This is a genomic window from Candidatus Viridilinea mediisalina (genome assembly GCF_002532535.1).
Lineage (GTDB): Bacteria > Chloroflexota > Chloroflexia > Chloroflexales > Chloroflexaceae > Viridilinea > Viridilinea mediisalina.
Window position 1 is genome coordinate 17,496 of the sequence record NZ_NQWI01000004.1, and the last position, 20,096, is coordinate 37,591.

A 20,096-nucleotide genomic window follows, 5' to 3' on the forward strand; every position below is an offset into this window, starting at 1 on the left:
TGCGTCGCGTTGGCTGAGCTTGTCGAAGCCACCGCGACGTTGGCTTCGACAGGCTCAGCCAACGTCGCGGCCCAGAACTTTTTCGTGCTAACAAAGGCTTCGCCTCCGCGCCTCCGCGCAAGTAAAGTGGCTACGAACCATCCCACAATGGTATAATACACATATCTTGCCCCTTTCAGTCATGGAGCAATGGTATGTCCTTTCGTGTTGCGGCACCTTACCAGCCGAGTGGCGATCAGCCTGAAGCAATTACAAAACTTGTCGCCGGCCTGCAACAAGGCTTGCGTCATCAGACCCTGCTTGGTGCGACGGGCACCGGCAAGACGGCGGTCATGTCGTGGATCTTTGAGCAGGTGCAACGCCCGACGCTAGTATTGGCCCACAATAAGACCTTGGTCTCGCAGTTGTGGGCCGAGTTCCGCGATTTTTTGCCCGATGCTGCGGTTGAGATGTTTATTTCCTACTACGATGAGTATACGCCTGAAGCCTATGTGCCCTCGAAGGATCTCTATATCGAAAAAGAGGCATCCATCAATGAGGAGATTGACCGCTTGCGCCACGCTGCAACCCAGGCGCTCTTTACGCGCCAGGATGTGCTGATTGTTGCTTCGGTTTCCGCGATCTATGGCCTCGGTTCGCCCCACGACTATGGGCAAGTGATGCTGAAATTGCGTCAAGGCGAGGTTCGCAACCGCGACAAACTGATGCGTCAGTTGCTTGATCTCCAGTTTGAACGCAACGATATTGATTTCCACCGGGGTACCTTCCGCGTGCGCGGTGATACCCTTGATATTATGCCCGCCAATAGCGAGATCGCGTTGCGCTTGGAGTTCTGGGGCGATGAACTGGAGAAGGTGAGCGAGTTTGATCCACTTACCGGCGAGGTACTCGTGGTACGCACCATGGCCGAGATCTATCCGGCGAAGCACTTTGTGACCACCAAGGAGCAGCTTGGGAGAGCCGTGCAGCAGATTCAGGAGGAGGTCACCACCCGCCTGCAACAACTTGAGGCCGAGGGGAAGCAACTGGAGGCTGCCCGCCTCAAACAGCGCACCATGTACGACCTTGAGATGCTCTCAGAAGTGGGGTACTGCTCAGGCATCGAGAACTACTCGCGCCATATGGATGGCCGTGAGGCGGGCCAGACGCCATGGACGCTGCTTGACTATTTTCCCGATGACTTCTTGCTCTTTGTAGACGAGAGCCACATTACGCTCCCTCAGGTACGCGGCATGTTCCTAGGCGATCGTCAGCGCAAGCAGACCTTGGTAGACTACGGCTTTCGGCTGCCCTCGGCCCTCGATAATCGCCCGCTCAAGTTTGAAGAGTTTAGCCAGCAGCTCTACCAGGTAATCTATGTCTCGGCGACGCCCGGCCCGTTTGAACGCGAACAGAGCGAACAGACGGTTGAGCAGATCATTCGGCCCACTGGACTGATCGATCCGGTGGTGCTAGTGCGCCCCACCCAAGGCCAAGTGGATGATCTGATCGCCGAGGTACGTGCGCGTACCGCCAAAGGCCAACGCGCCCTGGTGACCACCTTGACCAAGCGGATGGCTGAGGATTTGGCCGACTACCTCAAGGAGATTGGGATTCGCACGATGTATCTCCATGCTGATATTGATACCATCGAGCGAGTCGAGATTCTGCGCGATCTGCGTTTAGGTGTCTATGATGTGGTGGTAGGCATCAATTTGCTGCGTGAAGGTTTGGATCTGCCCGAAGTGAGCCTCGTCTGCATCCTCGATGCTGATAAAGAGGGCTTCCTGCGCTCCGAGACCTCGTTGATCCAGACGATTGGCCGTGCGGCACGTCACATTGAGGGTACGGTGATCATGTATGCTGATACGCAGACACCTTCGATGCAGGCGGCACTGCGCGAAACCCAGCGTCGCCGCGACATCCAGCATGCCCACAACCTGCGGAACAACATCACGCCAGTGGGCATCAGTAAAGGCGTGCGTGACCTCACCGACCGCATGCGCCGCATGGCGGAAGAACGGAGCGAATACCAGGTCAACGCCAGCCCGACGCCAGCCAGCCCAGCCATGCCCCGCGATGAACTCCAAAAGCTGATCAACGATCTCGAAAAGCAGATGAAGCAGGCTGCCCGCGATCTCCAGTTTGAGCAGGCCGCCACCTTGCGTGATCAGATTGTGGAACTACGAAAGACCCTTGCACTAGCGTAACCTATGGCTGTCCAAGTCTGGATTGGCGAAACGCCAGAACACCCCAACGAGCGCCGGGCAATTATGGCCCTGGCCAATGGCCTCCACGAGTTGGAGGGCCTCTATCTGATTCTGGCCAATTTTAGTGTGGGGGGGCGCACGGTTGACCTCGTGATCATCAAGCATGATGCAATCTTTATTCTTGAATTGAAACATTGCGACGGACGAGTCTTAGGTAGCGTCAATGGGCCTTGGTTTGTTGAAGGGCGCAACGGCGAACGCAAACGGCTCAATCCGGGGCGCAAAAATCCCTATAACCAGGTCATCTCCTACTTCCACGCGCTGACCAACTTCCTCAATGAGCATCGGCGCGAGTTCCTCTCGGCCCAAAAAACCAATGATGTTGATTTTCGTACCTGTAAGCGCGCCGTTGTGCTGGCGCCAAGCATCCAGGATGGGAGCGAGATTGAACTGGATTGGAAGGTGGAACTGAAGGGGCTTGATGAACTACCAGCCTACCTGATCACCGAGCGCTCCTCCGAAATTCAGCTCAACGAAGAAGAGATGCTCGCCATCCCGGCGTTGCTGCACTGCACCCCTTGGCACGAGATCAACACGGTGCTGCGCGGGGTGGTACCCGATCCAAACAGCATCGCCGATCCCTTAGATACGATCACTACCAGTGAAGCAACGCAAACCATAGGGCAACCACCTGCACTGGAAGAGCCACCGAGCCCTGCGGTACCACCAATGGCCGCGTGGCGCGCCATTACCGCCGTTGCGCTCGTCTTTGCTGCCATTCTCGTGCTGGCGCTGCTTTTGCGCCCGGTGCAAAGCCTGCCTGTCGCCGACGCTCCCGCCCGCTTACCGGAGATCAATGGCATGCCAACAGGCGATGCGTTCCCCATCATTATTGCTGGCGACGCAGCACGCTGCCAGTGGACAGGCTACCAACTCGTAGCCAAACGCTACGATCCCGCCACACGCAGTTGGCTCAGTGTCGCGGAGGGTGCAGCAACGCCCGAAGTGATCATCGCGCTAGAACAGGTCGCCGCATGTAGTGGCACCATCGAACTCACCTGGAGTGTCCAGAACAACTGGGATCGCCCAATTGAATTTCCGCTCCAAGCAGCCAATATCAAGATCAGCGATGGCTTAGGCAACCAATATCCCATTGATGACAACGCCTCAAGCCCAGCCACCCTCGTTATCGCAGCGGGCAACCAAGCACGAGGCAGCGTCAACGTCAACCGCCCCCTGAGCAGCAGTGCCACCTCATTGCTTGTGCGCCTGCGCGATCAACCCTTCGGTGAAGCGAGCTTTGTGGTCGCCTTGCAGCCGTAGGAAGAGGACGCAGAGGACGCAGAGGGTTTCACCACAGAGGCACAGAGGACACAGAGGGTTTATAGGGGAATTTTCAGAATCGTGCTTTTAGCTTTACTGTCGTAGTCGTAGTGCCGACTTATGGTCTTCCAGACCTCGCAGATCTGGCATATCTATCAGGTCTAGTCCGTGCCGCGACACCGGATTAATTTCTGGAAGACCATTAGTCGGCATCCGAGGGCTGTCGGCGACCTCAGCCGACTAAAGTCGGCACTCCGTCGGAAGCCAAACTGTAAAGTGTCCTGAAACATCCCCTTACTGTCGTAGTGCCGACTTTAGTCGGCATCCGAGGGCTGTCGGCGACCTCAGCCGACTAAAGTCGGCACTACCTGCGGCGCAAACTGCTCACTGTTGGCACGCCCGTGGCGCAGTAGTTCCTTGGCGAGGCGCAGAGCCCGTAGCCCATCTTCACCGCTCACCTTGGGCGGGTGCAGGCCGCGTACCGCATTGCCGAAGGCGCGCAACTGCTCAAGCAGCGGCTCACGCCGTGGCACCTTCAGGCGAATCACCCGGCCTTCCGTCACCCCGATGCGTGCGAGGTCTTGCCACTGCTTACTCTGACACTCATCATTCTCGTAGAAGGTGAGGTCTTGGGTGAGGTAGTTGGCCACAAACATGCCCCGTTCGCCAATCACGCTCAACTCACGAATCTTGGTCGGGGTGAGCCAATTGATGTCTACATTACCCAGGATGCCATTCTCAAAGCGCAGAATGGCCGTGAACATATCCTCATGGGTGGTATGGATATGGCGGTGCAACTCGACATGCATACGGCTAATAGATGCGTCCAACAGGTAGCTCAGGATGTCCATTTCATGGGTAGCGAGATCAATCACCACGCCAACGTCCATGATCCGTGGCGGGAAGGGGCCCACACGCCGCGTCGTCACTTGGAAAATCTGCCCCAATTCTTGAGCAAGCAGTTGCTGCTTCAAGGCAATGATCGCCGGATTGAAGCGCTCAATGTGGCCCACGGTCAGGACAACACCCGCTTGGTGCGCCGCATCAATAATCGCTTGACCCTGCTCTAGGGTGGCGGCAATCGGCTTTTCAATCAGCAGCGCCACCTTATGTTCAATCACCGCATTGGCTACGGTGAAATGTTCAGCGGTGGGAACCACAATCGAAACCAGATCAAGTTGCTCTTGAGCGAACATTGCTTCATAGCTGCTGTAAGCCTTGCAGCGATAGATCCCACCAATGCGCTCGGCTACGTCAAGGTTACGATCACACACTGCGGCCAGTTCAATATCATCCATTCCAGCGTAGACCCGTGCATGGTTAGAGCCCATGCTGCCCACACCGATCACTGCGGCACGTAGTTGCTTTGTCATCTTAATATGCCCCTCGTCCAGAAATAACCACTTGTATCGTGCGTGAAATAATGTGCATATCGAGCCAAAGTGAATAGTTGCGGATGTAGTGCATATCGAGCCGTACACGATCTTCGTAGCCCAAGTCGCTACGCCCACTAATCTGCCAAAGGCCCGTCAGACCGGGGCGCACGGTGAAGAGATTGTGGCGCCAGCGCCCAAAGACCTCCAACTCTTCAACCGTAATCATGCGTGGGCCGACAATACTCATCTGACCAAGCAGGATATTGACCAACTGAGGCAACTCGTCAATACTCGTGCGCCGGATGAAGCGCCCAAGCTTGGTAATGCGCGGGTCGTCTTTGAGCTTGCCGTGCTGCTTCAATTCCTGATGCTGCTCTGGGGTCAGCAGGCTATTGCCCTCAATTCGCATCGAACGAAACTTGTAGGCATCAAAGGTCTTGTTGCCCACCCCCATGACACGACGGCGGTGAATGATTGGCCCTGGACTATCCAAGCGAATCATGATTGCGACGATGATCAGGAGCGGACTAAGCAGCAACAGGCCAAAGAAGGCCCCAACGCGGTCAATCATCGCCTTGATGAAGGCACGCACACCATTGATGCGCGTCTTGCTCAGGCTGAGCAGCGGCACCGCACCAAGCTCGTGGACATGCACACCAATCGTGAGAATCTCGAAGAGACCGGGGGCCAGTGAGACATTGAGGCGCTGGAGCGTCTCCATCGCGCCATAAATGGTAGCCATGCGCTCACGCACGAGGGCGGTATCGGTAATAATCACCGTATCCACGCCCGTTTCAGCCACAATCCGCTCAAAATCACTGATCGGGCCAAGCACCTTGGTACCGGGAATGAGTTGGGTGTCGGGAGGCAAATGATCATCAACAAAACCGACAATCTGGATGCCACTAATCGGTGAGTTACTCAACTGCTCAGAGATGATCCGGCTCTCGGCATTAGCCCCAATAATTAGCACGCGCTGCTGCAATTTACCCTGACAGCGCAGACGGTAGACAACCCGGCGCGCCCCGAAGCGCCAGAGAATCGCCAAGCAGAGCGTCGCAAGCCACCCGATGATCAGCCAACCACGGGCAATGATGAAATCGGGCTGCACAAAGGTGATCATGATGACCATGAGCATGCCAAGCGAGCAGGCATTAAAGATACGTTCATACTCCTGCGTGCCCCCAAAGAGGTTACGCTGATCATAAAGACCATAAACCCAAAAGAGCAGCAGCCAAGCCGGCACAAGAATGGCGATCAAGACCGCATAAAAAGCAGTGCGCGCACTGCCCTCATTGAAGAACTGCCACTCAAACTGGAAGCGCATAAAATAGGCAATCGCAAAGCCAATGGTCAGCACGAGCGCATCACCCAGGGCAATAATCAACAGGGTTGCGCGCATTTCACGCCGACGATCCTGATCCCTCGTATCAAGCTGTATAGTTGTTGTTGCGTTCATAACTTGGCTGCTCATGATTTTGCTCCACATCACAAATTCATTAAGAGGTTGGAGTGCAGCATCGTTTTGGCACTTGTGGCATAGCGTAACTCAACGGCTACTTGGCGTGCAAAGCTACAGACCGATTCGCCATTGGTCAGTTGGGGGTAGATCTGGCTCGTATTGGCAAGGTACAAGCCATAGATGGCGCTCCGCATAGTGGGAATCAGGTCGGTCGCACCAACCGGATGGAGCGGTTCAACATAGCGTTCCCGCCCAATCCGCATAGCCGCAATCGCACCATCGTGTAGGTTGGGGAACATCTGGCGTAGGTAGTTCAAAAAGGTTCGCTGCAACTCCTCATCATCCATGCTGGCATAGGGGCTGCTGGGCGCAACATATTTGGGCAAGTAGACCAGATGGAAGCCCCCAACATGGCACGGATCGATCAGGTTGGTGGTTTCGATCACTCCGGTGAAGGGAATACGCTCGTCGGTAATGTTGAGCGTGTAGTAGGGTGTGAGGCTATGGCGTAGCACCAACAGCATGCACACGATCCCCAGGTAGCCGTCGAGTTGGCCCCACTGTGCATTGACCTGTGCGGCTTCAGGGGGCAACAGGCGGCGCGCAATCGGCGTCTGGGTGGTAAGAACCACATGGTTACTCGCCACTTCTTGGCCATCAACCTGAAGGCCAACTACCTGCTCACCAGCGATGCGGATCTGCTCAACCGTAGCACCCGTGGTAATGGTGCCCCCACGGGCACGCACCGCCGCCGCCAGAGCATCAATCAACTCCTGGTAGCCATTGGGCAGGTAGCACATCAACTCTTGGCTGCCATCTTTGCTGCGCGTATCGGTGGTACGCACCAAGCGCGACCAGATGTAGGTTGCAGGCACTTGGCTAAAATCGCCATCAAACTTCGCCCGCAGCAGTGGCGTCCAGATATGGCGGGTCGCCTGTTCACCACTCAAGCCATTGAGCCACTCTGCCACCGGCAACTGCTCAAGCTTGCGCCAATCCTTGATCTGGCGACAAGCCAAAATGGTATAAGCCAAACGCATGCGGTCGAGCATACTCAGTGGCGGAAAGCGCAAAAACTCAAGGGGCGTACTCATCGGATAGCTCTGTCCATCATGGTAGAAGCCCATCTTGGTGGACACCATCTGCACCCGCTTGCGTAGCCCCAATTCCTCCATCAAGCCCATCAAGGTGCGATCACTATTCAGGATCGCGTGGTAGTAGCGGTCACAACTCACGCCGCCAAGCTCATCAAGGGTGATGCGGCCCATAAGGCCCCCAAGCGTCTTGCTGCGCTCCCAGACACGTACCTGTTGGCCGCTCTTGAGCAACTCGTAGGCCATCGTAAGGCCCAAAATACCGCCACCAATAATGTCAATCATAGTTTTTCTCTTAGGATCGTGGGCGGGTTTTTCGGGGCGGGCTTCGCCCGCCCCGAACCCCTCCCGTAGTTGTGTTGGGGCTACGCCCCAAACCCCGTTTTTTGGGGGGATGGGTTTTCGGGGAGGGCTTCGCCGCCCCCGAACCCCTCCCGTAGTTGTGTTGGGGCTACGCCCCAAACCCCGTTTTTTGGGGGGAGGCGAAGCCGCCCCCAAACCCCCGCCGGGGGCTTAAGGTCATGCGTATGGGCTACGCCCTCCTAACCGAGTTCTAGGCGGTTGACCGCAGCAGCAATGCGCTCCAGATCGGCTTCGTGCAAGCCGGGATGCACCGGTAGCGAGAGTACCTCTTGCGTGATCTGTTCTGCTACAGGTAACCGGACATTGTACCCCATGTCGCGGTAGAATGGTTGGTTTGGAATGAGTACCGGGTAGAAGATGGCATTCCCAATGCCTGCGTCGCTGAGTTGGTGGGCGGCGGCATCGCGGTTGCCACTGATCCGCAGGGTGTATTGGTGAAATACATGGCGCACAGCAGTACTACTGGTAGGCGTAGTGAGCAGGGGGTGCTTGATCTGCGCGTTGAGGAAGGCGGCATTGGCCATGCGCCGCGTCGTAAAATCTTCCAGCTTTGCCAATTGGGTCAGCCCAATCGCGGCCTGCAGGTCGGTCATGCGCAGGTTGTAGCCGAGCAGATCGTGGTAGTAGCGCACCCGGCTGCCGTGGTTGCGTAAGAGCCGCAAGCGTTCGGCAATCGCCGGATCATTGGTGGTGATGATGCCCCCTTCGCCCGCCATAATGTTCTTGGTGGCATAGAGCGAAAAACAGGCTGTCCCAAAGCTACCCGTAGGCCGTCCGTGGTAGATCGCACCGACCGCTTGGGCGGCATCTTCGATCACCGCCAGCCCATGACGCTCGGCCAGGGCCAGCATGGCATCCATTTCTGCCGGATGGCCGTAGAGGTGTACGGGCATAATCGCCCGCGTGCGCTCATTGATCGCCGCCTCAATCTGCTCAACCGCAAGGTTAAAGGTTACAGGCTCAATGTCCACAAAGACCGGACGAGCGCCGGTCATCAGCACACTGTTGCCAGTCGCAATGAAGCTAAAGGGCGTCGTAATGACCTCATCGCCCGGGCCGATGCCATGGGCCAGCAGGGCCAAAAAGAGCGCAGCAGTACCGTTGCTCACCGCAACGGCATGGGGCACCGCGCACACCTCAGCGAAGGCTGCCTCCAACGCGGCCACCCGTGGCCCCTGGGCCAGCATGCCCGAGCGCAGTACCTCCAGCACCGCATCTTCCTCTTCGCGGCCAATCAGTGGGCGTGAAAGCGGAATGTTCATTGCGCCACTCCAGGCAGCACCTCAGGAGCCATCGCACCCGCAGGTAGCGTCTCCAACTGCGCCATCTCCTGCTTAATCCGTAGGCCCAACTCTACCGCAAGCGCGTGGCAGATGGTGCTATGCACATCTTCTACTTGGGGCATGTGGTGGTGAACAACATGGAGCGCAAGCTTGGCACTGTGGGCCAACTGACCACCATCGAAGCCGGTAATGCCCACAGTTGTGGCCCCACGACTATTGGCCCACGTCACCGCACTGAGTACATTGGGCGAATTGCCGCTACCCGAGATCGCAAAGAGCAGATCACCGGGGCGATAGTGGGTCATAAGCTGCTCGACAAAGATTTCGCTATAGCTCTGATCATTGGCAACGGCGGTCATCACCGGGATATTGTCGGTCAGCGCAAACGCACGCAGCCGCCGCGCCCCAGGGTAGATCGTCCATTTGGCCAAATCACCTGCAAAGTGCGAAGCGGTCGCCGCGCTCCCGCCGTTGCCACAAACGATAATGCTGCCATCACGTTCATAGGTAGCCCAAAGCGCATCCGCAATTGCCTTGAGCGGTTGCTGCGGTACCTGTTGCAGCACGAGCGCGACCTGTTGGAGGTAAGTATTAAGCTGATTCATATCATCTCCGCTATGGGTTGTTAGGGTTACGAACGGGCCACTAAGAGCATCCCAAGACAGATCACAAGGACGCCCGCAACCCGTAGGGGCGAAATCTCCTCGCGCAGGATGAGCCAAGCCACACCAAGCACAAGGACTTGGGTCAAGCTGAGGGAAGGATAGGCCACACTCAGATCAACCCGCGAGAGCGTCACCAACCAGAAGAAGGTTGCGACCGCGTAGACAAAGAGGCCACCAAGCACGAAGGGCGACGTAGCGATCTGCAAGATGATCTGCGGGAGCGTTTCGAGGCTAATGATCAGCGCCCCCATCTGGCCCATGCCATACTTGAGCAGCGCCTGGCCAATCACGCTCAACACGAGCGAGCAGCCAATGATCATCATCGTAGCCAGCGTCAGGCCACGGGGCATGTCTCCACTTGTCTTCAATTCTTCGACCACCAGAGGGTTAACTTCTGAACTATTGGCTTGTTGCATGATGGTTCCTTTTGGCTTTCGCAGAACGCTGCTCACCACGCAGTTTGCGCCCAATCAGGCTGGCCATGTAGCGCAGGTGCGTCTTGGTAATGCGAACCAGCCGCGCTTTCGAGGTGCCGGTCTGCCGCACTTGGAGGACAGTCGGGTATTCGGCCACACGATAGCCCGCCATTAGCGCCTCAACCAGCATCTGGGTTACCATCAAGAAGCCGTCGTGATTAATCCGTGGCTTGATTGTTTCGATCACGTCGCGCCGGTAGGCGCGAAAGAGCGCAGTGTAGGTATGTACGCGCCAATCGAGCAGCATACGATAGAGCAGCGAGGCACCTTTGCTAATAAAGATGCGATAGGCGGGCACATTGGCAATCCCGCCGCCAGGATGGTAGGGCGAAGCGGTAACCACATCCACCTCTGGGTTAAGATAGTCGAGCAGAGTAGGAATGTGGGAAAAGGGGTAGGTACCATCGCTATCGGTAGTGACAATAATGTCACCATGGGCATGGGCCAGCCCGGTACGCAGTGCAGCCCCCAAGCCAAGGTTGCGCTCGTGCGGCACCACCACCACCTCAGGCCACGTCCCAAAGGCCTGGCGCAGCAGATCACCTGTGCCATCAACACTCCCATCGTCCACGAGGATAAGCTCAACCTGGCCGCGTTGCCGCAAGCTCGGCAGCACCTCAGCCAGGCGCTCGTGCATCGTAGCCACACCTTCGGCCTCGTTGTAACAGGGAATGATCACCGAGAGGTCACAGGGCGTCATAGCGGACTAACTTTCTGTTTATAATAGCGGGATTGTGGGATCATTGTACCATTTGCGTGTAGGTTAGTATGGTCATTGTGTGTAACGTTTAGGTAAATCGCGTTAGGCTGCTAGGTAACAATCCGTTTAGTATGCGGGCTGCGTCAACGTTGTTGGGGCTACGCCCCAACTAACGTTTTTCTCCCAATGTGGCGGCGAAGCCGCCACATTGGGAGAAAAACAGTTCTTCGGGTGAGGCGAAGCCTCCCCCGAACCCCCGCCAGTTGGTTGGAAGGCTTGGCCTCCCCCACCCCCACCAGAGGAGTCGCCCCTATGTCGCCGGATCAGCCCGCTTCGTCGTCGCTTGCCACCACCCACCCCAAGTTAGTTATGTTAACACCTTGGGCCTTTGTGCTGCTCTGGAGTACTGGCTTTATTGGGGCACGTTTGGGCTTGCCCTATATTGAACCCTTTACCTTCTTGGGCATCCGCTTTGCCATTGTCTCGACCCTTTTGGCTGGGTTGGCGTTAGTACTGCGAAGCCCTTGGCCGCGCAGTTGGGTTGCTTTGGGCCACATTGCCATCGCCGGGCTGCTGCTGCACGGCGGCTACCTGGGGGGCGTCTTTGTGGCCATTGATAACGGCATGCCCGCAGGCATCAGCGCCCTGATTGTCAGTCTGCAACCCATTCTCACAGCAGTCATTGCCCAAACGCTACTCGGCGAGCGCGTGGGGGGACGGCAGTGGCTTGGGTTGGGGCTCGGCTTGCTCGGGGTTAGCCTCGTGGTAAGCGAGAAATTGCTGCTAGTTGAAGGCATGCCCAGCATCACCACTATCAGCCTGATCGGCATTACGACGGCCCTATTCAGCACCACCTTTGGCACCATCTACCAGAAGCGCTTCGGAGGGCGCATGCCGTTGATCAGCGGGACAGCCCTACAATATGTGGCCGCAGGCATGCTCATCATTCCCTTGGCGCTGCTCACCGAGAGCGGGACGATCATGTGGACAGGCGAACTACTCTTTTCGCTCTTCTGGCTCGTCTTTGTCCTCTCAATTGGCGCCATTCTCCTCCTCATGCTGCTCCTACGCCTCAACTCAACCGCGCGGGTCGCCAGCCTCTTCTACCTTGTGCCCCCCTCCACGGCCCTACAAGCCTACTTCATCTTCGGCGAAGCCCTTGGCCCCTTGGCGCTACTAGGCATGCTGGTGGCATCATTGGGAGTTGCGTTGGTGGTGGTGCAGTGATACCAAATCCGATAGCCGATAGCCGATAGCTGAAAGCCGGACATGGCGTCTCAATGCGCTAGATTGTCATTGGGCATGCGGCATGTTCAATGGTAATTGGTATTACATCCATATTGGCGGCTTTGCCGCCAATATGGATGTAAAAAACTGGCTTGAGGCCCAGCCCCCAAAGATTCAAGCCCTATACAAGCTGTGCAACCACAGCATCACCGACGGCACTCGTACTCTGGGCACGCTGGTCGGGTCGGGCAAGATCGCCGGTGACACAGCCCGCTTCGATCACCGCACTGACCGCCGCTTCAACTGCGCGTGCCGCCGCCTCTTGGTTGAGCGAGTGGCGCAACAGGAGCGCACAGCTCAGAATGGTGGCCAGTGGATTGGCGCGGCCCTGCCCCGCAATGTCGGGGGCCGAACCGTGGATCGGCTCGTAGAGCCCCTTGTTGCCAGCACCCAAACTGGCCGAAGGCAGCATCCCCATTGAGCCAGCCAGCATACTCGCCTCATCGGTAAGAATATCGCCAAACATATTTTCGGTCACAATCACATCAAAATCACTGGGCTTACGCAGGAGATGCATAGCACACGCATCCACCAACATCCAATCGTAGCTCAGATCGCTAAACTCCTCCTGCATCACCCGCGTAGTGACCCGCCGCCAGAGGCGGCTCGTCTCCAGCACATTCGCCTTATCCACAAGGGTGAGCTTACCGTGGCGTGTGCGCGCCAAATTGGCCGCAACGCGCACCACACGCACAATCTCAGTCTCGTGGTAGTGACAGAGATCGCTGGCCCACTCGCCCGCAGCGTCCCGCTCAAGCTGCTTCGCGCCAAAATAGATCCCGCCGGTCAACTCGCGCACCACCAGCAGATCCACGCCTTCGAGCCGTTCAGGGCGGAGCGGCGAGGCATCAACCAGCATAGGGTGAATCGTGACCGGACGGAGATTTGCGAAGAGGCCCAAATGCTTACGGATCGCCAACAGCCCCTGTTCCGGGCGCACAGGGGCCAAGGGATCGTCCCACTTCGGGCCACCCACCGCCCCCAAGAGCACCGCATCAGCCGCCTCACAGAGCGCCGCCGTCTCAGGGGGCAGGGGCTGGCCCGTCTGATCAATCGCAGCCCCACCGATCAAACCCTCATCAAGCTGCAGATCGAGCGCAAAGCGCTGCGCCACAGCCCGCAGCACCTTAACGCCCTCCGCCACCACCTCCGGCCCAATGCCGTCGCCAGGTAATAGTGCAATGTGCATAGTTATTGCTTTCTAGGTCAAACTAAAGCCGACACTCCAATGCCAGCCTATAGATTTGTCTGATCATGACATACGATACCATACTGTAGGTCAGCATGTTACAATAGATCAAGGTGAGTCGCTCTTTGTATAGTCTTTCAGATAATGTTTCTGGAACCTCCAGGATCGTGGGAGGGGTTTTCGGGGAGGGCGAAGCCCTCCCCGAACCCCTCCCTTTTACGATAGCCAATAGCCGATGTTTTAAGGAGGCAGTGTGACAGCGAATGATGATCGCTTAGATGATGAGACACCAGAACTCAATGAAGAGAACACCGGAGTAGAGCGCGAAGATGTTGTTGGCGAGGATCGTAGCGCTGCGCCCTTCGATCCGACGCTGATTCGGGTTGAGACGCGCGCCTTGACGATTGATCTTCTGCTCGCACGCATGCAGGAGGAAGAGATCAACCTCACCCCTGATTTTCAGCGTAAAGCCGGTATTTGGAGCAATGAGGCCCAGAGTCGCCTCATCGAATCGATCTTGACTCGCATCCCCCTACCAGCATTCTACCTAGACACAACCGATGATGATCAATGGATCGTAGTTGACGGACTGCAACGCTTAACAACGCTTCGTCGCTTTGCAATAAGCCAAGAATTGCGCCTATGCGGTCTGGAGTTTCTTACGCAACTCAATGGCAAGAGCTTCGATGAACTACCGCGCAATTTTCAACGACGCATTCGCGAGACCCAAGTGACCGCCTTTCTCATTGCTCGCGGTACCCCCGACGAGGTGAAGTTCACCATCTTTCGACGCATCAACACAGGGGGCAAACCCCTCTCGCCCCAAGAGATCCGCCACGCCCTGAATCAAGGGCCGGTTACGGCGCTGCTTGCTGAACTTGCCCAAGCGGATGAATTCCAGCGGGCCATTGATCGCGGGGTAGCGAGTGATCGGATGGATGACCGTGAGTTGGTGTTACGTTTCTTCGCTTTTAACATCAACTCCTACACCAACTATGTGCGCCAAGATTTTGACACCTTCCTCAACGGGGCCATGAAGCAGATCAACAAGCTTCCCCAAGCTGAACTGGATCGGCTCACGGCTGAATTCAAGCGTGCCATGGTGTGGGCCTATAAGATCTTTGGCCGTGATGCCTTCCGCAAACGTTACAAGGCGGAAGCAAAACGTCAGCCGATCAATAAACCCCTCTTCGAGGCTTGGGCGATCAACCTCCATACCCGCAGCGATGAACAACTCGCACAACTCGTCGAGCGCCGCGATCTGCTGATCGCCAAATTTATCGATCTGATGAATGAGGACCGCACCTTTGACAATGCCATCTCGCAAGGCACCGGTGATGTAAAAAAGGTCAAGTATCGTTTTACACGTCTCGGTGAACTCATTGAGGAGGTGCTGGCATGATTCGCACACTCCGCCTCCAGAATTTCAAGTGTTTTCGTGATCAAGAGATCGAACTGGGCAACCTCACGCTCCTGGCCGGGTTGAACGGCATGGGTAAATCATCGCTCATTCAAGCACTGGTACTGCTGCGTCAATCGCGGCAGCAGGCTCTGCTACCCGACATCGGCCTTGCGCTCAATGGCGATCTACTGCGCCTCGGCCTGGCCCGTGATGTCTTGTATGAGGGCGCAACTTCTGACGATGAGATTGGCTTTGGCTTGGTGGTGGAGAATGACGATGCGATCGTAAAAGCCAAGTGGACATTTGCCTACAACCAGGAGGCTGATGTACTACAAATCAATCAGAAAGCGCACACCGCCGTCTATGAAACGAGCCTATTTACCGACGAATTTCACTACCTTCATGCCGAACGAATTGGGCCGCGTCCCGCCTTTACTACCTCCGATTTCGAGGTGCGTCAACATCGGCAGATTGGAACGCAGGGCAAATACGCGGCGCACTATCTATCGGTGTTCGGCAGCCAGGACATTCGCAACACCGCCATTCAACACGATAGAGCGCGCACACTGAGTCTCCGTGATCAGACTGAAGCATGGCTCGGTGAAATTTCGCCGGGTACGAGAATTCAGCTTAATGCGAATCCCGACTTAGATCAGATCGGCTTGCGCTACTCTTTCATCACTGGCCAATATGAAAGTAACGCCTATCGCAGTACCAACGTGGGTTTTGGCCTCACCTACACACTGCCTATTTTGGTTGTGGCGCTCTCAGCCGCGCCTGGTTCGCTGATCTTGATCGAGAATCCCGAAGCGCATCTGCATCCCAAAGGGCAAGGCATGATGGGCGAACTGCTGTCGCGTGTGGCTCAGAGTGGCGTGCAGGTGATTATCGAGACCCATAGTGATCACGTCCTTAACGGCATTCGCCTCGCGGTTCATGGCGGCGGTCGCGCATCGCGCCTTGATGCCGAAAAGGTACGGATGCACTTCTTCGAGCGTCAGGAGTGTGACGACGGCACACAACATCTTGTCATCTCGCCTGCCATTGACCACAACGGACGCATCAATCGCTGGCCTGAGGGCTTCTTTGATGAGTGGGACAAGAGCCTGGAGGCGCTGTTAGAGCCAAGGAGTGAATGATATGCCACTCGAGATGGTACTCAATGAACTCTCCCTACAACCTGCGCCTTCAATCAATCACGCTCGTCAACGGATGGCTCAATTCATTGATCTGTTGCGCCAGGCAACACTCATGCAGGTAAGTTGAACGGGTCTTCAGTTGGCATATGCGCTTTACGCCTGGTGCAGGCCGCCTCTATTTTTACCCTGATCCTGCGGCACACACTATTACCATTGGTTATATTGGCCCTCATCTACGGACTGTTCTTTACTCATAAGACTTGTAGACCCAACCAACCTCAAAAGCTGTCTGAAAGGCTGGGGGGCGCACACTGGAGTGCCGGCTTTAGCCGGCTAAAGCCGGCACTCCAACGCCAACCCAGAGACTTTTTAGGCAGCCCCTCACAGCTCATACAATACCTCTAAGGCTAAACGCATCACGTCGCGTACCTGGTTGTAGGTGAGCATACGCACAACATGGCTGTCGGCTACCCAAATGGCTTTGCTGATGCCTTCGTCAATCGCAGGGATGGGACGGGTGTGTTCCGCGTAGGCGAGGAAGTAGGCGACCTCTTTGTCGCGCCAGGTGTCGCGGCGGTAGACCGGGTAGCGCACGCGGGTAAGGAGCCGTTCGATTTCACAGATGACGCCCGTCTCCTCTGCGATCTCTCGTAGCGCCGCCGTGGCCTCGTCCTCATCAGGCTCGAGGTGGCCTTTGGGCAGCGTCCATGCATAGTGGCGGTCGCGGATCACGAGCAGCGTTAGGTCGCCATTGGGCGCGTAGCTGTAGACCACCGCCCCGGCTGCGCGGATCAGTTTGCGGCTCATTGCAGCCCAAAGAGACGACTAATGCCCATTTCCAGTTCGGCAAACCAGGCACCAAAGCTGCTGCTACTGGCCATGCGCGTCATCAGTTCCAATTGGCCGGTTGCCAAGAGTAGGCCAATGCCGATCATGAGTAGGCCGCCAATCACGCTGACGCTATGGAAGTAGAATTCGCGTCCAAAGATGGTGACCGGGTAGCCTTTGCCGCTGATCATGCGCCAGAAGCGCGAGCCGCGCCCCAAGCGGTTGAAGAAGGTAGCAATGAAGATCAGTGGTAGCCCCAGGCCCGAAGCGTAGATAAAGGCCAGCACTGCACCCTGCAGTACCGCTACATTACCCGAAGCGGCCAGCATGGTCATAAAGCTCCCAAAGAGCGGCCCGGCGCAGGCCGTCCAACCCAGGGCAAACGTGGCCCCGTAGAGGTACGAACCAAACAGCGTGGTGGCCGGGCGGTCGTTGATCTGCATGCCGGCAAAACCGAGGCCAAAGATGCCCATGATGCCAAAGATGATGATCACAATCCCACCCACCAGCATCAGGGTATGACGTAGCCCAAAGAGCAGCCCACTCAGCGCGCTAATCGCCCCCCCTAAGAGGGTCAGAGTCGTTGCTAACCCAAAGAAGAAGGCGAGGCTCATCAAAAAGATACTACTGCGTTTTGCCTGAAACGTGACCGCGAAATAGGCGGGTAAAATCGGCAGGGTACAGGGTGAAAGAAAGCTCAAAAGGCCAGTGAGAAAGACTGGTAGCGCCAAGATCAGCACCGGCCCACCACCAGTGAGGTAGCCAGTCTGGGCACTGCTGTTGAGGCTCAGGATGATGATGACAAAGGCCAAGAGGCTCAACACACCCAAAGTAATCAGATGACGCCGTGAGAACCCGCTTGAGGCGGAGGTCTCGACGGGTTGGGTGGACATAGCATGTACTCCTTCCCTAAGATGCTGTCTCTGGTGTTGGAGTGCCGGCTTTAGCCGACTAAAGCCGGCACTCCAACGCGTGCCTACGAGCTTTTCAGACAGCTTCTAACTGGTCTAAAGCCGTCGTCCTTGCTGGCGCACACTCCGCAATTCAGCCCCACTAATCGGCTCTTCGCCCGCAAAGTGCAGCGTGCCACTCGGAATATCGTAGCGGTAGCGTCGGCGCATCCATTGCCGCCACTCACCCTGACAGACCAGGGTAGTACGCCAGACCGGGCCATCGCTCCCATACTCCTCGGCAATAATCCAGACGAGGGCATCGTGCGGAAAGATGATCCGGAGGAGTGCTGCGGTAGCGGCTTGCCACTGCTGCTCTTCGGTGCTTGTTGGAGTAGTCATAGTTTTTGGATTGCCTTCGTGCGCGTGGCATCCAGAGCACGCGCAAACACATAGATTATTATAGCAGCAAGTTACGCCTCGCGGCGGTGGGTTGGGGCGTAGCCACCAAACCACAACAAAAAAAGAGTGGTATACTTTACTTTGCTGAGTAGCACGGCTCGCCCCAGGAGCAGCCCATGAGAGTACGTTTTAGCGCCCGCACCCACGTAGGTCAGCGGCGCGAAGTGAATCAAGACGCCTTCGATGGTGGTCCGCGTGGCCCAGCAACGCTGCTGGTTGTTTGTGATGGCATGGGTGGTCATGCTGCTGGCGAGGTTGCCAGCCAATTGGCCGTAACGACCATCATGGAGGTCTACGATCCCGCCGCCGCTGAACCAGGCTCATCGCTACGCGATGCCTTCACCACAGCCAATCAGCGTGTCTATACCCAGGGTCGTGGCACCATGGGCACGACCGGGGTTGCGGCGCTCTTTCAGCATAATCACCTCTATGTGGCCAATGTGGGCGATAGCCGCGCCTATATTGTGCGTGAGGGCCAGATTAGCCAGATTTCAAACGACCACTCCTTTGTCTCCGATCAGGTGGCTGCGGGCCTCATGACTGCCGAGCAGGCGCGCCATTCCAACATTCGTAACATTATTACCCGTGCCTTGGGCCATAGCGCCGATGTGAATGTGGACATCTTCGAGCGCGAATTGCAGGCCGGTGATACGGTGCTGCTCTCGTCCGACGGCATGCACGGCCTGATTGAAGATGCTGAGATTGCGGAGATTGCGAGTATCGCAACGCCCGATGAGGCGACCCAGCGGCTCGTTGATCTCGCCAATGAGCGCGGCGGCATTGACAATATCACGGTGGTCATCGCGCAGGTGGACGAACTCGATGCAAGCGCTGAACCAAGCGCCACCATCCCGCCCTCCGCGTCGCCCCCCAAACCGCCCGCCCCCCCCAGCCCTCAGCCCAAAACCGAACCACCGCTCAACCGCCTGGGATTGCTACTCGCCTCACTTGTCCTACTCCTCCTCATCAGCATTGGCGCCTTCGTACTCTTGACGGCCAGTCCCACCGTCAACTCTGCCCCCACCATTACACCCCTCGCCACGGTCGAAGCTACACCATGAGGGTCGGGGCAGAGCTGTGACCGCGATCATGAGGGGCAGGTCGTGCTTTAGTTGCACTTTGAGTTCATCCACAAGAGCCACTTGGCTCGCCGTGCTGCTCTGTACGTAGGCAAACATACTAGTATGCACGTTATTTCCCGTAAAGCCTTGCGACAATTCGCGCAACGCTATCCTGATAGTAGCAATGCTCTTGATGCTTGGTTTCGTATTATACGAACCAACCAATTTGCTAATCTTGTTGATCTACGCCGTGTCTTCCCTCACGCAGACCTTGTGGGCGACTTGGTCGTTTTCAACATTGGCGGCAACAAGTATCGGTTGATTGCAGTCATTCACTTCAATCGTCAAAAACTGTACATTCGTCATGTACTCACGCATGACGAGTACAGTCGGGGAGGGTGGAAGACATGACCGTTGCAACTCATGAAGAACTTACGCAAGCGTGGTGTAAGCTCCAAACTCTGCTCCCACTTACGGCCATCCATACCGATCAGCAATACGACCGTGCCATAGCAGCGCTCAATGGTCTGCTTGATACAGTCGGAATGGATGAGGAACATCCGCTTAGTGAGTTACTTGATACGCTTGGTATCCTTGTTGAAGCGTATGAGCAGCAGCGCGAGACACCAGCATTACCCACAAATGCGGCACTTCTTGCGTTTCTGATGACTGAACACGATCTGACACCAGCCGACTTAACTGAGCTTGGCGAACCTGTGCTCGTTCATGAAGTTCTTGCTGGTAGGCGGACGCTGACACCACCACAACGGCATGCGTTGGCACGTCGCTTTGGTGTCATACCGGAGACCTTTCTATCCTCTTGATTCCATTTTCTGTTAAGCATATCGCTTTGTAACCTTGAGCCCGACACTCCCACACCTTTCGACTATCAGACTTTCGACTTTCG

Annotated in this window: 20 protein-coding genes; 9 read left to right on the forward strand and 11 right to left on the reverse strand. The window is 56.5% G+C overall.

The features are described 5' to 3' along the window. The first annotated feature begins 194 nt into the window (after nucleotides 1-194). Both uvrB and CJ255_RS01570 read left to right on the forward strand, forming a co-directional pair. Nucleotides 195-2,189, forward strand: coding sequence for an excinuclease ABC subunit UvrB (gene uvrB, locus CJ255_RS01565; protein WP_097642341.1), 1,995 nt, complete (start codon nucleotides 195-197; stop codon nucleotides 2,187-2,189). A gap of 3 nt (nucleotides 2,190-2,192) precedes the next feature. Continuing rightward, nucleotides 2,193-3,512 carry a nuclease-related domain-containing protein gene (locus tag CJ255_RS01570; RefSeq protein ID WP_097642342.1) on the forward strand — a complete coding sequence of 440 codons (1,320 nt, stop codon included), beginning with the start codon at nucleotides 2,193-2,195 and terminating at the stop codon, nucleotides 3,510-3,512. Nucleotides 3,513-3,856: 344 nt separating this feature from the next. Here CJ255_RS01570 and CJ255_RS01575 read toward each other — a convergent pair whose 3' ends face one another. The 7 genes from CJ255_RS01575 to CJ255_RS01605 all read right to left on the reverse strand — a co-directional run bounded on the left by CJ255_RS01575 (nucleotide 3,857) and on the right by CJ255_RS01605 (nucleotide 10,931). Next, complete coding sequence (locus CJ255_RS01575; protein ID WP_097642343.1) at nucleotides 3,857-4,885, reverse strand: Gfo/Idh/MocA family protein; 1,029 nt, start codon at nucleotides 4,883-4,885, stop codon at nucleotides 3,857-3,859. Nucleotide 4,886: 1 nt separating this feature from the next. After that, on the reverse strand, nucleotides 4,887-6,362 hold the full coding sequence (locus tag CJ255_RS01580) for a sugar transferase (RefSeq protein ID WP_245863113.1): 1,476 nt from the start codon (nucleotides 6,360-6,362) through the stop codon (nucleotides 4,887-4,889). Nucleotides 6,363-6,376: 14 nt separating this feature from the next. After that, nucleotides 6,377-7,729 carry an NAD(P)/FAD-dependent oxidoreductase gene (locus CJ255_RS01585; RefSeq protein ID WP_097642344.1) on the reverse strand — a complete coding sequence of 451 codons (1,353 nt, stop codon included), beginning with the start codon at nucleotides 7,727-7,729 and terminating at the stop codon, nucleotides 6,377-6,379. Nucleotides 7,730-7,986: 257 nt separating this feature from the next. Next, nucleotides 7,987-9,069, reverse strand: coding sequence for a DegT/DnrJ/EryC1/StrS family aminotransferase (locus CJ255_RS01590; protein ID WP_097642345.1), 1,083 nt, complete (start codon nucleotides 9,067-9,069; stop codon nucleotides 7,987-7,989). After that, on the reverse strand, nucleotides 9,066-9,695 hold the full coding sequence (locus CJ255_RS01595) for an SIS domain-containing protein (protein ID WP_097642346.1): 630 nt from the start codon (nucleotides 9,693-9,695) through the stop codon (nucleotides 9,066-9,068). The genes CJ255_RS01590 and CJ255_RS01595 overlap by 4 nt, the downstream gene beginning before the upstream one ends. A 26-nt stretch (nucleotides 9,696-9,721) precedes the next feature. Further along, on the reverse strand, nucleotides 9,722-10,171 hold the full coding sequence (locus CJ255_RS01600) for a DMT family transporter (protein WP_097642347.1): 450 nt from the start codon (nucleotides 10,169-10,171) through the stop codon (nucleotides 9,722-9,724). Continuing rightward, complete coding sequence (locus CJ255_RS01605; RefSeq protein ID WP_097642348.1) at nucleotides 10,155-10,931, reverse strand: glycosyltransferase family 2 protein; 777 nt, start codon at nucleotides 10,929-10,931, stop codon at nucleotides 10,155-10,157. The genes CJ255_RS01600 and CJ255_RS01605 overlap by 17 nt, the downstream gene beginning before the upstream one ends. Before the next feature lie 312 nt (nucleotides 10,932-11,243). On the opposite strand from CJ255_RS01605, the gene CJ255_RS01610 reads away from it, so the two are divergent. Continuing rightward, on the forward strand, nucleotides 11,244-12,158 hold the full coding sequence (locus CJ255_RS01610) for a DMT family transporter (RefSeq protein WP_245863115.1): 915 nt from the start codon (nucleotides 11,244-11,246) through the stop codon (nucleotides 12,156-12,158). A 181-nt stretch (nucleotides 12,159-12,339) separates the two neighbouring features. Here CJ255_RS01610 and leuB read toward each other — a convergent pair whose 3' ends face one another. After that, nucleotides 12,340-13,407, reverse strand: a complete 1,068-nt coding sequence (gene leuB / locus CJ255_RS01615; RefSeq protein WP_217352376.1) for a 3-isopropylmalate dehydrogenase — start codon at nucleotides 13,405-13,407, stop codon at nucleotides 12,340-12,342. Between the two features lie 253 nt (nucleotides 13,408-13,660). On the opposite strand from leuB, the gene CJ255_RS01620 reads away from it, so the two are divergent. Genes CJ255_RS01620 through CJ255_RS24600 form a run of 3 tightly spaced genes read left to right on the forward strand, consistent with a single transcriptional unit; the run spans nucleotide 13,661 to nucleotide 16,075 of the window. Further along, the gene (locus CJ255_RS01620) at nucleotides 13,661-14,809 is read left to right on the forward strand and encodes a DUF262 domain-containing protein (protein ID WP_097642350.1); all 1,149 of its coding nucleotides are present in this window, start codon (nucleotides 13,661-13,663) and stop codon (nucleotides 14,807-14,809) included. Next, a complete protein-coding gene (locus CJ255_RS01625) occupies nucleotides 14,806-15,948 on the forward strand; it encodes an AAA family ATPase (RefSeq protein ID WP_097642351.1) in 1,143 nt (380 codons plus the stop codon). The genes CJ255_RS01620 and CJ255_RS01625 overlap by 4 nt, the downstream gene beginning before the upstream one ends. A 1-nt stretch (nucleotide 15,949) precedes the next feature. Then, nucleotides 15,950-16,075 (forward strand): hypothetical protein, encoded by a 126-nt coding sequence (locus CJ255_RS24600; protein ID WP_281257159.1) that lies wholly within the window; start codon nucleotides 15,950-15,952, stop codon nucleotides 16,073-16,075. A 254-nt stretch (nucleotides 16,076-16,329) separates the two neighbouring features. On the opposite strand, the gene CJ255_RS01630 is transcribed toward CJ255_RS24600, so the two are convergent. From CJ255_RS01630 to CJ255_RS01640, 3 genes are all read right to left on the reverse strand, one after another. After that, on the reverse strand, nucleotides 16,330-16,755 hold the full coding sequence (locus tag CJ255_RS01630) for an NUDIX hydrolase (RefSeq protein ID WP_097642352.1): 426 nt from the start codon (nucleotides 16,753-16,755) through the stop codon (nucleotides 16,330-16,332). Next, a complete protein-coding gene (locus CJ255_RS01635; RefSeq protein WP_097642353.1) occupies nucleotides 16,752-17,669 on the reverse strand; it encodes a cytochrome c biogenesis CcdA family protein in 918 nt (305 codons plus the stop codon). The genes CJ255_RS01630 and CJ255_RS01635 overlap by 4 nt, the downstream gene beginning before the upstream one ends. 114 nt (nucleotides 17,670-17,783) lie before the next feature. Continuing rightward, nucleotides 17,784-18,068 carry a hypothetical protein gene (locus CJ255_RS01640; protein WP_097642354.1) on the reverse strand — a complete coding sequence of 95 codons (285 nt, stop codon included), beginning with the start codon at nucleotides 18,066-18,068 and terminating at the stop codon, nucleotides 17,784-17,786. Nucleotides 18,069-18,244: 176 nt separating this feature from the next. Between CJ255_RS01640 and CJ255_RS01645 the strand changes: the two genes are divergently transcribed. The 3 genes from CJ255_RS01645 (at nucleotide 18,245) to CJ255_RS01655 (ending at nucleotide 20,013) form a co-directional block, all read left to right on the forward strand. After that, nucleotides 18,245-19,189, forward strand: coding sequence for a Stp1/IreP family PP2C-type Ser/Thr phosphatase (locus CJ255_RS01645; protein WP_097642355.1), 945 nt, complete (start codon nucleotides 18,245-18,247; stop codon nucleotides 19,187-19,189). Nucleotides 19,190-19,312: 123 nt separating this feature from the next. Beyond that, the gene (locus tag CJ255_RS01650) at nucleotides 19,313-19,600 is read left to right on the forward strand and encodes a type II toxin-antitoxin system HigB family toxin (RefSeq protein ID WP_097642356.1); all 288 of its coding nucleotides are present in this window, start codon (nucleotides 19,313-19,315) and stop codon (nucleotides 19,598-19,600) included. Beyond that, nucleotides 19,597-20,013: a helix-turn-helix domain-containing protein gene (locus tag CJ255_RS01655; protein ID WP_097642357.1), complete on the forward strand. Its 417-nt coding sequence runs from the start codon at nucleotides 19,597-19,599 to the stop codon at nucleotides 20,011-20,013. The genes CJ255_RS01650 and CJ255_RS01655 overlap by 4 nt, the downstream gene beginning before the upstream one ends. Nucleotides 20,014-20,096: the final 83 nt, after the last annotated feature.

Excerpts from the sequence above, each read along its gene's own strand:
- CJ255_RS01600 (WP_097642347.1), bottom strand. The coding sequence starts at position 10,171 with ATGCAACAAGCCAATAGTTCAGAAGTTAACCCTCTGGTGGTCGAAGAA.
- CJ255_RS01650 (WP_097642356.1), top strand. The coding sequence starts at position 19,313 with ATGCACGTTATTTCCCGTAAAGCCTTGCGACAATTCGCGCAACGCTAT.
- CJ255_RS01590 (WP_097642345.1), bottom strand. The coding sequence starts at position 9,069 with ATGAACATTCCGCTTTCACGCCCACTGATTGGCCGCGAAGAGGAAGAT.
- CJ255_RS01630 (WP_097642352.1), bottom strand. The coding sequence starts at position 16,755 with ATGAGCCGCAAACTGATCCGCGCAGCCGGGGCGGTGGTCTACAGCTAC.
- leuB (WP_217352376.1), bottom strand. The coding sequence starts at position 13,407 with ATGCACATTGCACTATTACCTGGCGACGGCATTGGGCCGGAGGTGGTG.
- CJ255_RS01625 (WP_097642351.1), top strand. The coding sequence starts at position 14,806 with ATGATTCGCACACTCCGCCTCCAGAATTTCAAGTGTTTTCGTGATCAA.
- CJ255_RS01610 (WP_245863115.1), top strand. The coding sequence starts at position 11,244 with ATGTCGCCGGATCAGCCCGCTTCGTCGTCGCTTGCCACCACCCACCCC.
- CJ255_RS01575 (WP_097642343.1), bottom strand. The coding sequence starts at position 4,885 with ATGACAAAGCAACTACGTGCCGCAGTGATCGGTGTGGGCAGCATGGGC.
- CJ255_RS01655 (WP_097642357.1), top strand. The coding sequence starts at position 19,597 with ATGACCGTTGCAACTCATGAAGAACTTACGCAAGCGTGGTGTAAGCTC.
- CJ255_RS24600 (WP_281257159.1), top strand. The coding sequence starts at position 15,950 with ATGCCACTCGAGATGGTACTCAATGAACTCTCCCTACAACCTGCGCCT.
- CJ255_RS01640 (WP_097642354.1), bottom strand. The coding sequence starts at position 18,068 with ATGACTACTCCAACAAGCACCGAAGAGCAGCAGTGGCAAGCCGCTACC.
- CJ255_RS01585 (WP_097642344.1), bottom strand. The coding sequence starts at position 7,729 with ATGATTGACATTATTGGTGGCGGTATTTTGGGCCTTACGATGGCCTAC.
- CJ255_RS01580 (WP_245863113.1), bottom strand. The coding sequence starts at position 6,362 with ATGAGCAGCCAAGTTATGAACGCAACAACAACTATACAGCTTGATACG.
- CJ255_RS01595 (WP_097642346.1), bottom strand. The coding sequence starts at position 9,695 with ATGAATCAGCTTAATACTTACCTCCAACAGGTCGCGCTCGTGCTGCAA.
- uvrB (WP_097642341.1), top strand. The coding sequence starts at position 195 with ATGTCCTTTCGTGTTGCGGCACCTTACCAGCCGAGTGGCGATCAGCCT.
- CJ255_RS01605 (WP_097642348.1), bottom strand. The coding sequence starts at position 10,931 with ATGACGCCCTGTGACCTCTCGGTGATCATTCCCTGTTACAACGAGGCC.
- CJ255_RS01570 (WP_097642342.1), top strand. The coding sequence starts at position 2,193 with ATGGCTGTCCAAGTCTGGATTGGCGAAACGCCAGAACACCCCAACGAG.
- CJ255_RS01645 (WP_097642355.1), top strand. The coding sequence starts at position 18,245 with ATGAGAGTACGTTTTAGCGCCCGCACCCACGTAGGTCAGCGGCGCGAA.
- CJ255_RS01635 (WP_097642353.1), bottom strand. The coding sequence starts at position 17,669 with ATGTCCACCCAACCCGTCGAGACCTCCGCCTCAAGCGGGTTCTCACGG.